A 13,105-nucleotide genomic window follows, 5' to 3' on the forward strand; every position below is an offset into this window, starting at 1 on the left:
TAGGGATCAAGTTCGAAAGAATCTTGAATCAGTGTAGCTAAGCCATCAATGCCTTTTCGCATATCCGTCTTTCCACAAACGATGTAGATATTTTTCACGCTAGTAAAATCGTGTTTCACAGAAGTTTCAACTCCCTCATCACGCTTTGAATGATGTGCTCATCTACGCCATTATAGAAGGAAATTTCCACCGTTGCTGTTTTAATCGTACATGTATTAATGCGGGGATCTACTGTTGAGTTGACTACAGAGTGATTTTTAAGTTCGGGATATAATGTGACGGGGATAATCGTTAATTTTTGCTGTGGCATATGAAAGGCACCTCCTTTAATTGATATCTTTATAGTACCGGGAGGTGCTACGTGTTTATATGCGTTATTTGAATACGGGCTTACTCTCCAACGACTAACTCTTATCCTATTCCAATTTCAATTGCATAATTTATGATTTCTAACCCACAATAAAGAACATACCCAATTGGATATGTTCTCAATTGATTTTCTTAGAAAAAGCGGACATTCTTAATGCTGTACTCAAGAACATCCTCTGTAATCCCAATATAACGTAATGAAGCTAACATGTATGGCATTTTGCACATATATGTCCAAATACTTACAAGAACGTTCGAAGGGCTTGCAAACTGCTTCTCAGGTGACTCTGATACAGCAGCTCTCTTCTTATGTAAAAGAATGATTTTATTACAGAATTTAACTATGTATATTTATCTTATCTTGCATAATCTTTTCAACAATCATTTCTAAATTCGAATTAATCTTCTCAATCGTTTTATCAAACATTTTGAATTGCTCCGTCGGTAAATTATACGACCATTTTGTATTATTAAGAATGTATATTGAATTATAAATCTCATTAGTTTCTGCATACAAAATTTCTTCATTATTATTCTTTAATATAATCTCTAATTCGAATTTATGTTTTTCCCATTCTATTGTATTAAAACTTAAATTTTTTTGTTTTAAATAATTCCCATAATCATTCATTTCTTTGTCTTTAATAATTTTTTTCAAATTACATGACACTCCACCTACTGTATATAATTCTGCGTTATAAACAAATAAATTAACTCTCAACTCTCGATTAACTAGTATTACTTTTTCTATAATTTCATCTTTCTTCTCTTTTTTCTCTTTATAACTACTTAATTTATACACTGCGTAACTTAATATCCCTGTCACTTCAATTGCTAAAAAACATGTATAGTAATAAATAAAAGTTGAAATGCTTACTTTCTCACTTGTATCTATTTCCAATAATAATAGATAACTAGGTAAAAATTCTCCCACTAATAGTGATAATTTTAAAATTCCTGATACAGCAGGTATTAAAAGAAAAGGTGCAATTAGTACTCCCAATATAAGAATAGATTTTTTTTCTAGATGCTTTAATATTTTTCCCAAAACTTTTACCATCCTTTATTTCTATAAATAATTTATATCTATAAATACATATAATAGTTCTATCATTCACTGATAGGTGGTGTTTATTAATTGTTTCAAGGTTCTTGTGACCACTCTGTTTTGCGATTGTCGCTAGGTCTGCTCTTGCTTCATGCATTGCTGAAAATTGTTTCTTACGTAGTCTATAAGGTGCGAATTTCAACCACTTGTGGATTGACTTCCTATAAGCAATATCTGAAACCTGTACGCTTGTGTAGTTGTTATTCTTATACCACCTTACTCACCCCATGTTTCAAAATATATGATGACTCTACATTATCACACCATTTGTTCATTCAATTGCAGCAGGTGAAGGCGTGTTTTACAACATTATTGAAAGTGGATAATGGATAAGTCTTTATTAAACTAAACCTATTTCGTAAATTTCTAATAAGGAGGTGAATTAAAATAAAGTACTTTTCTAGAATATTGATGATAAAGTTGATGTTTTGAGCTTATAATTATGAAAAGACATAGTAATTCAACTATGTCCTTTTTCAACATTTAATTATAAATCACCTGTGTTATAACTCTGCTAGTTAAATTATTACACCTTAATATTTCTGGATTAAAAATCATTATATTATAGCCTCTATGGCAAAGTGTACTTTTAAACCCAATTCCAACACAATGTTCAAACTCTTTTTCTATACGTTTACTTTTTATATAATCAACTATATATTGAGTGGGTAAATAATCTAACTTACTATCATTTCTTCTTACAGGTTTTGAAATCTCATTACTTATTTTTTTAATATTCGATAAATTAAGAGCATATCTCAACTTATTGAATCCCTGAAATATACTTATACTTTCTAAACTCCTTAAATCTACGATAACTAGGTCTTCTTCTAATGTGAATTCACCAAGATATATCATATCTTGCTCTCCTGGTCTAATCTCTCTTACTGCTGTATCAATATGAGTAGCTAAATATAAATGACTAATCCCTTCTGAATTAGCTCTTCCTGCTGATGCTTTTTCTTTAGGTGGCGCACCCATTTCTTTGATTTTCAATTCTGAATCATTAGAAATTCTAGCTCTATATAATTTAGACCCTTTTTCAATAGTCACAATTAAACCTTTTAAAAATTCATCTAATACATCGTAATTTATATGGGCTGAATGAAATCTATTTTCATGTTTTAAGTATTCAACAAAATCTTCCCATCTATAGCTTTTTAAAATACTGTTGGCAGCTATAAAATCTAAGTCTGCTAATTGCAGAATACCAACTGGTTCATTTAAAAGTTTTACTTTCATTGGAAATTGCTTTTCCATTAACACTGATAGTAAAAGGTACACCTGAGTAGAATCTAAATCAAACATATTCCAATTATGTACTAACTCGTCTTTTAAGAAACACAACATGGAATTCGGAAAACTATCTGGTAGCATTGTTTTAGGCTTGTAAATACTTAAAAATTCCTCAAATAATATATCTAATCCTTCATCATTTTCCATATCATAGACATAAACATCTCTAGATTTACATATATCACATTGAGCTTTATTTTGCTTACCTTGAATCATTGCTATTAACTCTATATCCTTAAAACATTTTTCGCAACAGTTCACCTTAGATTTCACCTCTCAAAAAAACATTCATTAATTGAATATGATGCATTAATGCCAGTTTTTTTAAAGTTGGTAATCCCGGATATGAACCTCTATAAAAATGTTCTAATAATTGCTCTATAGCGTATGTATCGATTTTTTCTCTTTCAATAGTACTTGTCCATTCTTCAAGCTTCGCTAGAGCTTCTGAACATTTTAATGCTGGGTCACGGATATCGTCATTTGAATCGGATACAAAATGTCTAATCCACAATACATCATCATCATTATCATCGTCATATGAAAAATATACAATGTGGAGTGCTATTGCGTATGGAGCAAATCCACCTTCACTATAATCATTTCCTACTACAGAATAATCAGAAAAACCTAGAAGTCCTTCAGATTCATAATGTAGATGCTCTTCGGAAAAAAATTCATTATCTTTTAAAGAATAATCAGTATTTCTTTTCTGCTTGTTAAATACATTTTTTAAACAAATTAAATTTTGCCCTCTTAACCTTCTTTTAAAAGATTGTTCATATGGGATAATATTATATTTCGGATTAACATTATAATAAACTTCTTTATATTGTTTCAGAAGTCCAACTTTCTCTTCGTTGTGGATAATAGCTATGTCTTCAATATTTTTGTCAATATTAGTAGCTATCTCGTGTATTTCAACTGTTGAGTTTTCATTGAAAAAGTGTGTAATAATAATATAAGGACTCTTTAATAATTCTACATAACATTCGAATAACTCATGAGCTTCTAATTCTTTTGCGAAATTTCCCACACAAGGATTTTGAATTAGAAGAACCTCTCTTTGTTTTTCTATAAAAGCTTTTAATGTCGAAATAAGAGTTGAAGAGAGCTTTATCGGCTCTATTATTGGAACTATAAGCTCATCTATTAAATCCTTCTCTACTAACTCCCTAATTGCGATTAAATCAAACTGTCTCCCTCTCAAATACGGAAAATACACAGAATACACTCCTTTATTAGTTAAAAATATCAAGTATTTTTTTATAACCTGTTGTATTGAATTTACTACTGTATATCAACCATCTCAATTCATAAGGTATTATCTGCATGGTTTTTTTCACAAACTCTTCTTCTCTTTCCCAAATTTCATTAAAAACCAATTTTTGAGCTTCTAATATTTCAATTTGCATAAATAATTTTAGGCATTCAGTATAATACTCAAACGCCTTTACGTTCGGTAAGTACCCAAAATATCCCATTACTATTCTCTCATATTCACTTTTTCTAAGCAACTTAAATAAAACCTTATGATTTAAAAACTTCTCGTCTTCCTCTGCTTTTTTCTTTAAACTTAACGTATTCCGATTTGTTAAAACGTATATACCAACTTTAGTATCTTTTAAAATTCTATAAAGTGGATAATAAGTGTTTTCAGCAGTAACAACATAAACCAAAGAAGCAATTTTATAATAATCAATAATTTGGTGCTCTAGTTTACCGAAATTATCTAATTCAGTTTTTATTTCATATACTATTGGAGAATTTTTATTCACAATTATCATATCAGCCTTAGATTTATTTACTATTACTTCATTCATCGCATATGTAGTATTTAGATTATGCTTACCTAAAACAAGTTTATTGAACAATGTATTTTTATAAAAATATTCATTTCTGTAATGTTTTTTCATTATTTCATAACTTTCTAGCAATTCTTCTACATTTTCATTCACTGCTCTTAAATCTTTATAATAATCATACTTTTTCAACATACTCTCTATATACTTTTTAGAATATATATTAGTTAAATTACTTTGTTGCATTTTTCTCACCTTTATTCTTTTTTCATTAATAATCTTATACACTGTCGCTCTAACGATATTATATTCTTTTGCAATATCCGTTGCACTCTCTACTACTTCAAACAATGCATGTACACCTTTCCTTTTTCCATCAATAGCTAACCTTCCACCAATAAGACCACGTTTGCGAGCAGCATCTAAACCTGTCTCAGTGCGTTGTTGGATAATGTCACGCTCAAATTTTGCAAATACAATCAACATCCCGAACAAACATAGTTTTTCCAGTTGGTGTAGATGATAGACGTATCGAAGGTATCATTCTTCGTCTAAATACCTTCTCGACATAAAAAGGTTACCTTCGCATCGGAAGATAACCTTCTAGTTCATTCGTTACTAATCTGCTTACTTACAGCTACACCACTTCAGTTGTTAAGACCGAAAAAGAAGTAGAATTCTCTTACCTACTGTTTTCGCGCTTTCAGCTGTTGATATATCTACGATTCATTTCAAAATCATTAGGCAACTACCACTTCCCAACGATTGATTTCCTATAATTTCTATTGTAAAGTAGTGTTGGCTCGATGTGAAGAAGGAATTTCGTGTGGTTGATAGAGGTCACCTTTATATAGGAAGACACCCTATCTCAATATCGGAAACCATGCCCCTATCATCTGTTCACTTCAAGCTCGTAAAGTGTCACAGCTACCACCACTGAATTGAAATCCAACCTCATTCACAGGAAGGCTCACAGACGTTCCTGCAGCTCCACAGATGGTTTGTGTGACTTACATGAACTACAACTTAAAACTGTTAGTTAATTTTGTTCCAACAACATCTCAAATTTAAAAACGAGATAAACACTTAGATTATCCCGCTTCTTTGATACTCTTACTCTATTACTTCCTAAACGCTTGAGCTTGATGTGTATTCTTAACAGAACCCACTTGTCCCTAATAAGATATGTAGACCTCACAAAAAACTTACAAACCCTTCTGTGAACTTATCATCTTAGATGTAACATACCTGAATCATTAAAACTTAAGTCGGTTCCAATATATATAACTAATTCTAATTCTTCTGTTCTACGATTTCTCCTTATTTCTCCTACACCACTGAATAAAACTAAATCTGTATTTTCTAAGTATTTTTTTACAATACCAAAATTATTTAAATATGCACCATTAGAAGGTTCTTTTTCAAATGCTTCTTCAAAAACTACATATATTTTCTTTTCATTCCATTCTACGGTAAATTTAGCAGTAGGATTTTGAACTTCTACATTTGTAAGTTGTCCCATTACTAATCTTATATCCCCAATATCTGAATTAGAAATGGCATCAACAAATCTTTTTGATAAATTCCTCCCTCTTTGTCCTCCACTTTCTTCTTCACGTACATCTCCACCCACTAATGTATTTTTAACATTTGATATTATTTCTTTACCTTCGGTTTTGGGATTCCTTCTATTAGGTCTTGGACGTGGTTTCACTTTTTTAATATTTTCTCTTTCTTCCTCAGTCATTGTCATTATTTTCATTTGTTTAAATGCATCTCTCATAGCATTTTGTCTTCTGTTAAAACTAATATCAACACCAATACTATTTTCGGTACTAATGCCTCGATTTATGGGAACTCTATCAAATTCATGAATACACCCTTGAAGATGGTCTTTCTTTTGCCATGTACGAAAATGTGCCTTTTTACCTCCACTATAAACTGCTTTTGCAGGACAATAAGGAGTTGGGCAATATATTTTCCCTTTATAAATAGCCTCATAATCACTCACTGTCATATCAGTGATTCTAACTTCTTTTATTTCCTCCTCATTAATATATCGAACTGTTGACATTCTCAAATCAATCCCACCTTATCTAATTATTCTTAATATTAGTATATTAAATCTGAGATTGAACATCAAACTAATAGTCCCATATATTTTAAATTATACTAGTCCAAAATAATTAAATAACATTATAGTTTCAAGGTCTATAACCCATTACACAACGATGAAAAATTACCTAATCCAAAACCTTATATTGCAAATATCTCGTTCTTTCTTTTTTTCTCGATAATTATTTGATAAGACTATATGTAACGCTTCACACAATAACCTGAAATTACCATTAACCACAAAAATAAAACGATATATACATTAAGTTTATATCACTTCATTTTCCTTTTGGTGAGAGTGTAGTAGGAAGCATGGGTTCTTCATTCATCATCTTCAATATATCGATAAATCAAGAGTTTATTAGCAAAGGTTACGTTCATGTACCAATCAGCAATTCAATCTATCAACTAGAAGAAAGATATACCTTTAATGCTGTTCTCAATGCTTTCTTCTGTGATTCCGATATAGCGTAAAGTCGTTTTCTGTGAGGAGTGATTGAAGATTTCCATTAATGTCGCTACATCTTTTGTCGCTTGATAATACGTATAACCAAACGTCTTGCGCATTGTATGTGTGCCTATTGAATGGTTGCCTATCATATCACCAGCTTTAGCAATAATGCGATACGCTTGTGTCGTTGTGATATGGTTATCACCTTTACTTCTATGGCCGGATGCTTGATTATAGCACCTTGCCCCAACCAACGTTCGAAACCCTTTTTCGCTAGTTCGTACGTGGAACTACAGTCGTACCATTCGATAAAGGCTTCTTTCCAATTGTAGACTTGATGCAGTATTTCGGTGTATTGAAGCAGTCGGTGTAGTATACGTTTTTCAACATCCTCCAATTGATCACGTCGTTTACCAAGAATTCGGAAGTGTTGCTTAAGGTCCTTTTTGGCAAACGGTGATAGCTGCTTTTGAACGAATTTTCGAACGGCTTGAAGTGCTTCAGTTACGTAACGATTGACATGATAACGATCGGCAATGCGAATTGCTGCTGGATACATATTTTCCGCAAACGTATGATATGCCTTTGCCAGATCCATGACAATCGCGACTGGCTTCAGCGCACAAAGAGCAGACTGTGTATTGAAATAGGCTTGCAATTCCTCTATTCTTCGTCCAGGAATGACATCTAAAAATGTGCCACTACGTAAATCATGGAGACCTGTGTTATACGTATGCCCTTTACGAATGGCAAAATCATCAATGCCTAGTACGAGATTGTGGCAAGTCAAATTCCTGACAAGTTTTTTTGACACGTGCGGCTTCCTCCGTTTTCCATGAATGGACGATACGTGCAACGGTTGTTGCGGGTGTGTTTGTCACACGTGCTGTATGTATGATTGTAGCGCCGATTGCCTGCTTTGGTAGCGTAGCCTCAAACGCCTTTGTGTATCGTTTTTTCGGTGCCACACACTCATATGCCCACACGAAATGCGCAAAACAGGCTGTACATGACATACGAATGGCAGGTAAGTTCAAATAAACAGGGCAACCAAACACTTCGAGATGACGAACTTTTCGAACATAACCGATTCCGCGACGACTCGTATTTTCAGATGCACAAATTGGACATGTCTGTTTCAATTGGGTTGGCATGACATCAAGGAAAATTTGGTGATTGATTTTATTCGTTGCGATAATTTTTAATTCTGGTAAATCCCATAAATTCTTGATAGAATGAGCGTGCATCTGTATACCTCGCTGTGTTGTTTGGTCGTACTCTCAACTCTAGCGGATACAGATGTTTTTTTGTATTCTTTTTTAGCAAGAACAGATTTTGGTGTTGAACCAAAATTATTCACCTCAATATTTCCAAAAGTTACTTATACTAAATTCATCAATAGCATTCTATTAATTCATTAAAGTATTTTCACATGTAAATCAGCTTCTTTTAGCTCTTTTAACAAAGCTAGTTCAATTTCTTCAATTGAATTTTGATAAGACATATACACTATACCATCTATATCAGAAGGTTTTTCTACACTATTTTTTATTAAGCAACATACCTTTGCTCTTCCTAATTTCCCAAAAAAGAAACCTAATTCAAATAACACATTTTGACGTGCTCTAAACTTTAAATCAAGCGAAGTTAATGGTCCATCAGTATATAAAGCACCTATATCATCTGGAGTTAAAATTACAATGGCATAATCTACATTAGAATATTTCTCAAATTTTTCTATCAATGTAAGTCCATTGTTTGCACCTCTATGTAAAACAATAGGTTCTAAATTTGCTCTATTTAAAATACTTTCAACTTCTAAAACGGCATTACTATCTCGACCATGAACAACAAAAACCTTTTGTTTAAGATCTTTTGATTCTTTATACGCTTTGCTATTATTATTTTTCATTTGTAAATTCAAGGCTTCTTCAAGGATGTCCAAATGGTTTGTTAGTGACACAAAACCATTATCATTTATTGTTTTCCTTGTACTTGAATAATGAAATGGTTCAAATTCAAATGTTGGTAAGTCTATTTCTTTAGATAATTTATTAAGCTTTGCTACAAATCGCTCAAAGTCATCTGACCTTCTCCATTCACCTTGATAGCTTTTAACATCAGCTATGAGTCGCTTAAGTTCTAAAACCATACTTATGTTATGCATCAGATTCCAACTTTCCATATTTTCTTTTTAAATCTATTATACACATTCTATAAATTTCCATCATTACTTTAGATAGTTGTTCTCGAATCGAATCGTATAATTATTTACACTGTGTGAAATAGTCCATCTATATTCATCTTCAAGCTTCTAGAGACTTAAAGTGTTGAAAGTATCCCCACCATTATTATTTATAAAATATCCTATCTTCATATCCGTGTTTTTTGCATAGTCTCTCCTAAGCATGTGCATTAATATTTGCTAAGCCAAACCGCTTTGAATACTTGTTTAGCTGCTTTGAAATTGCACAGTTTGATGATTTACTAGTGTTCATTTCCAAACCATTCTGAGTGATAAAGGCATTATGATTATCAGTACCAAAATGGGAGCGGATGCTATCATTCATTTTGATTAAAAATTGAAGCATATCAGCTAGTTCCTTATCAATAGGTAGCTTTAAGAATTTATGATTTTTCAATGTTGAGCCATCCAGATTCAAGCACAGATTGTCAAAATCTATATGTCGTTCTCTAAACTCTCCTAATGTGCGAATCCTAATACCCGTCTTGTACATCAGCTTGATTGCTACTGCGCCTCTGAAACCAATAAATGAGGTCTGGTCAATAAGTTCTAAGAGCTTATCAATGTCGCTTTCCTTCGCCCCTTTCTTGACTTCCTTATCAATTTTGATGTGAATATTGTACCAAAATTTCTCTTTTATCCAACCGTTGTTGTAAAACTTACTCAGAACAGCTTTCGTAGACTTCAAGCGTATTAACTTAGTTGCAGGTGTTACCTTAAGCACATCTAGATAGTAATACAATGCTTCAACTGTAATGTCTTCTACATACATAAGTTTGTTAATTGCCATGAACTGCTCAAAGATATACTGATAACTCTCAATCGTTCGAGTCTATTTCCTGCTATACGCATCTGTTGGAACACTACTTCAAGTGCAACTTCAATTGTTAAGCAATCTCGCTTCGACTCGTAATTTTTCGTTGGCATTACAACTACATCACCACTTGTTGCAAATACACCATGCTTTCTACCTCTAGACATACAAAAAAACCTCCCAATTCATTGTTTGAATTAGAAGGTCTATGAACAAAAATTCGTTATAAATATGTTAATTATCTCTAGGGATGAAAATAGGGATATTCAACAAGGGTTCAACTCCCGTTCAATATCCCTAGCTTCGAAAATCGTTGATATGACTACGTTTGTAGCCACATTATTATGGAGACGGCGGGAGTCGAACCCGCGTCCAAAGACTCCAATACTTCAGCTTCTACGCGTGTAGTTTGCCTATTTACGATTCGCGTAACATTATGCCGACAAACAGGCGTCCTGTACGCTAAAGTGTAGTTATATTGGGTCATTTCCTACAGTTGATTTATATAGTTAAGGTGACTTACATTTAATTTGAACTTGGTTTATGTAACCCTCAATAGTAATTATATCATTAAAGCAAGAATAAAAAGAATTTTTATTGCCTTAAGTATTCTTCTACTGGTAAATAATCTCCATTTTCATCTTCTAACTCTACTTCAATATCATGTCCATATTCAATTAAAGCATTAGCCAAATCTGGATTTTCACCTAAAATAAGTTTCAAGGAGTCTTCTTCAAATACTGTCCAACTTTCCTTAGTCCACACCTCTTTAAAATATTTCATAGGATTATTAGCCATCATAAAATGCCGAATCATACCTGTAAAATTCTGTTCTTCTCCAATCTTATCTATAATTATTTCATCTAATTCAGAGATTGTACAAATCCCAAAGAGTTTTAATTCTTCAATAACTCTTTTATCTTGTCCATTAAAATTAGGACTTATCGTACCATTAGCTATTTTATCAGAAAATTCAATTTTCAAGTAGTTCGATAAAGTGGTTGAGTCTACTTCAATCAGTTTTAATCCATCAGCTAAAGATTTTTTCACTTCCTCATCATATGAATCAATTTCATTAGCTAATTCATCAAATTGTCTATCCAAAAGTTCAATAGTTGCAGCTATTAACGAAAATCTCCTTTTTATATCTTTTTCATTAGGTAGTACGCCATTAAATTTATAGTTTCTATCATGGGATAAATCAGCCCAAGCATGTTCCATAATAGTTCTTACTTGTATTTCAAATTTCATCCCAGTATACCTTTGATAGTCAGCTAACCTTAATCTATCTTCTGTCATCTCAGCCACAAAGTGTACAGAACGATATCCAACTTTATCAATACCTAATTCTGCCCCTTTATCAATACTATTTTCATTATCAATACTAAAGGTTCTCTTAATGATATTACTAATTTTTTCTACATCACTTCTAACAAAGGTGATTATCCTAATCCCAGCTAAGTCATGTATTTCTTCCAAAGGATTTTTATACTTCTCTTTCATAGCCTTATTCAAAAAGCTTTTCACTTCTTTTGAACGAGATGATATCGAATGAATTTGAATCTCCTCTGTTTCAATGATTTCAGTTAAAATACTTACAATTTTATTTCCAAGTGAATCAAATCTACTTCTCTCACCTAAATACCAACTTTCTAGACTCTCTTTGTTTTTTGAAACAACAAAGGTACTCATTATACATTACTCCCTTAACTCCGTTTATAATTACAATAGTATTATATAGGTTTTTTACATATTTTTGTTTATAAAGAAAAAATAATGAATATTGCATTTTATTAGTGTTATATTTATTTCGAATGTCCTATTCAATCTCCCTACCGCAAGTGTTGCTATGTACACTATTTTAGAATGATTACATTATAAGTTTTAAAATCAACCCCTATGTGACAAAATTAACAGATCAGCAAGTATATCAAATTCTTCATTTGTACCATACGAAGAATATTTCGCCATGTTACCTTGCACAAACTTTTAATGATGCCAAATCTATAATCAGAAATATAGTAAATGGAAAGTCCAGTAAGGATTTTCTTGAAGTTTTCTTAAAATATAGATATAAAACGTAAGCAGTTCGAGGAACTTGTTACTTCATGTAATTATGTTCCATACAAAAAACCGCCTAGTTACGGCTAGACGCTTCTCTTATTGTTTATGTAAATATTTTATTAGTACAGTGATTATCACTTTTATATCACCCTTAAAAAGATGATATACAGTAATATTGAAACAGATTTAGTGGGATTAGAATAACCCTATTCCTTAGAATATCCCCTTAGCACTTTTTCTACTTTCCGCCTATAAAATAACCATTCCTGTATGCTATCTTCATAACAAGCATTTCATCTTCAGTTAGATCACAGTCTAAAGCAACTTCAATTTCATGTTTGGTTGCTAAGTCATAATCGTCTGTAAATCTTGAATCAAAATGGGCATGGAATAGGTATTCTAAAAATTTATTAAGTTCATTATTCTGTTCAGCAGTCATTTTTGTCACGGCAGCATCACTCTTTTATATTTATTTTATCAAGACTAGAGTCTTATTTAATCTAGGGTCGATTTTATCGAACCTAGCATATCATCAGACATTGTTTCTAGTTCCTCACGCATCTTTTCTACAAAATCTTTCTCAGTCATTTGATATAACCCCTAGAATATTTTCAGGAAACCCCACAAAAATTTATTTTTGAGAACGCTTTCCCATTATAGCAAAAACCCCCTAGTACACCCCTCCCTAAAACGCTATGAGAGTAATCGAGGCGATACCTTACCCATTAAACTATATGGTATGTCAGCACTAAACTGGACAAAAATTATAAGGTCTGTTTTTTAAATTCCACGGGTGTTAAATAGCCTAATGTTCCATGAATTCGAATGTTATTGAACCAAT

Annotated in this window: 15 protein-coding genes, 1 tRNA gene and 1 pseudogene; all 17 read right to left on the minus strand. The window is 32.1% G+C overall.

All coding sequences use genetic code 11. The features are described 5' to 3' along the window. Positions 1 to 119: IS66 family insertion sequence element accessory protein TnpB (gene tnpB, locus ACQKII_RS24135; protein ID WP_427462988.1), on the minus strand; the 119-nt coding region annotated here is incomplete at its 3' end. Further along, entirely contained in the window at positions 116 to 310 is a 195-nt protein-coding gene (locus ACQKII_RS24140) for a hypothetical protein (RefSeq protein ID WP_427462976.1), read from the minus strand. The genes ACQKII_RS24140 and tnpB, both read right to left, overlap by 4 nt. Positions 311 to 706: 396 nt before the next feature. Then, on the minus strand, positions 707 to 1,417 hold the full coding sequence (locus ACQKII_RS24145; RefSeq protein ID WP_427462977.1) for a hypothetical protein: 711 nt from the start codon (positions 1,415 to 1,417) through the stop codon (positions 707 to 709). A 543-nt stretch (positions 1,418 to 1,960) separates the two neighbouring features. Beyond that, on the minus strand, positions 1,961 to 2,989 hold the full coding sequence (locus tag ACQKII_RS24150) for an RES family NAD+ phosphorylase (protein WP_427462978.1): 1,029 nt from the start codon (positions 2,987 to 2,989) through the stop codon (positions 1,961 to 1,963). A 46-nt stretch (positions 2,990 to 3,035) separates the two neighbouring features. Continuing rightward, on the minus strand, positions 3,036 to 3,998 hold the full coding sequence (locus ACQKII_RS24155; RefSeq protein WP_427462979.1) for a sce7725 family protein: 963 nt from the start codon (positions 3,996 to 3,998) through the stop codon (positions 3,036 to 3,038). Between the two features lie 16 nt (positions 3,999 to 4,014). Beyond that, on the minus strand, positions 4,015 to 5,061 hold the full coding sequence (locus ACQKII_RS24160) for a sce7726 family protein (protein WP_427462989.1): 1,047 nt from the start codon (positions 5,059 to 5,061) through the stop codon (positions 4,015 to 4,017). A gap of 742 nt (positions 5,062 to 5,803) precedes the next feature. After that, positions 5,804 to 6,649 carry a hypothetical protein gene (locus ACQKII_RS24165; protein ID WP_427462980.1) on the minus strand — a complete coding sequence of 282 codons (846 nt, stop codon included), beginning with the start codon at positions 6,647 to 6,649 and terminating at the stop codon, positions 5,804 to 5,806. A gap of 449 nt (positions 6,650 to 7,098) precedes the next feature. Continuing rightward, positions 7,099 to 7,350, minus strand: a pseudogene (locus tag ACQKII_RS24170) (tyrosine-type recombinase/integrase); the annotation flags it as partial. Continuing rightward, positions 7,287 to 7,955 carry an ISL3 family transposase gene (locus ACQKII_RS24175; RefSeq protein WP_427462981.1) on the minus strand — a complete coding sequence of 223 codons (669 nt, stop codon included), beginning with the start codon at positions 7,953 to 7,955 and terminating at the stop codon, positions 7,287 to 7,289. The gene ACQKII_RS24175 and the pseudogene ACQKII_RS24170, both read right to left, overlap by 64 nt. Then, entirely contained in the window at positions 7,900 to 8,388 is a 489-nt protein-coding gene (locus ACQKII_RS24180) for a transposase family protein (protein WP_427462982.1), read from the minus strand. The genes ACQKII_RS24175 and ACQKII_RS24180 overlap by 56 nt, the downstream gene beginning before the upstream one ends. 170 nt (positions 8,389 to 8,558) lie before the next feature. Beyond that, positions 8,559 to 9,308, minus strand: coding sequence for a TIR domain-containing protein (locus tag ACQKII_RS24185; RefSeq protein ID WP_427462983.1), 750 nt, complete (start codon positions 9,306 to 9,308; stop codon positions 8,559 to 8,561). A gap of 235 nt (positions 9,309 to 9,543) precedes the next feature. Further along, positions 9,544 to 10,176: a tyrosine-type recombinase/integrase gene (locus ACQKII_RS24190; protein ID WP_427462984.1), complete on the minus strand. Its 633-nt coding sequence runs from the start codon at positions 10,174 to 10,176 to the stop codon at positions 9,544 to 9,546. Continuing rightward, the gene (locus ACQKII_RS24195) at positions 10,149 to 10,367 is read right to left on the minus strand and encodes a hypothetical protein (RefSeq protein WP_427462985.1); all 219 of its coding nucleotides are present in this window, start codon (positions 10,365 to 10,367) and stop codon (positions 10,149 to 10,151) included. The genes ACQKII_RS24190 and ACQKII_RS24195 overlap by 28 nt, the downstream gene beginning before the upstream one ends. A 178-nt stretch (positions 10,368 to 10,545) precedes the next feature. Further along, positions 10,546 to 10,621, minus strand: a tRNA-OTHER gene (locus tag ACQKII_RS24200). Positions 10,622 to 10,794: 173 nt separating this feature from the next. Further along, positions 10,795 to 11,892, minus strand: a complete 1,098-nt coding sequence (locus ACQKII_RS24205) for a GTP pyrophosphokinase (RefSeq protein WP_427462986.1) — start codon at positions 11,890 to 11,892, stop codon at positions 10,795 to 10,797. A gap of 610 nt (positions 11,893 to 12,502) precedes the next feature. Then, positions 12,503 to 12,712 (minus strand): hypothetical protein, encoded by a 210-nt coding sequence (locus ACQKII_RS24210; protein WP_427462987.1) that lies wholly within the window; start codon positions 12,710 to 12,712, stop codon positions 12,503 to 12,505. 316 nt (positions 12,713 to 13,028) lie between these two features. Then, positions 13,029 to 13,105 (minus strand): IS3 family transposase (locus ACQKII_RS24215; RefSeq protein ID WP_427461115.1); only part of this gene is annotated, 77 nt, incomplete at its 5' end.

The organism is Lysinibacillus sp. NPDC048646, assembly GCF_050272295.1.
Classification (GTDB): Bacteria; Bacillota; Bacilli; order Bacillales_A; family Planococcaceae; genus Lysinibacillus.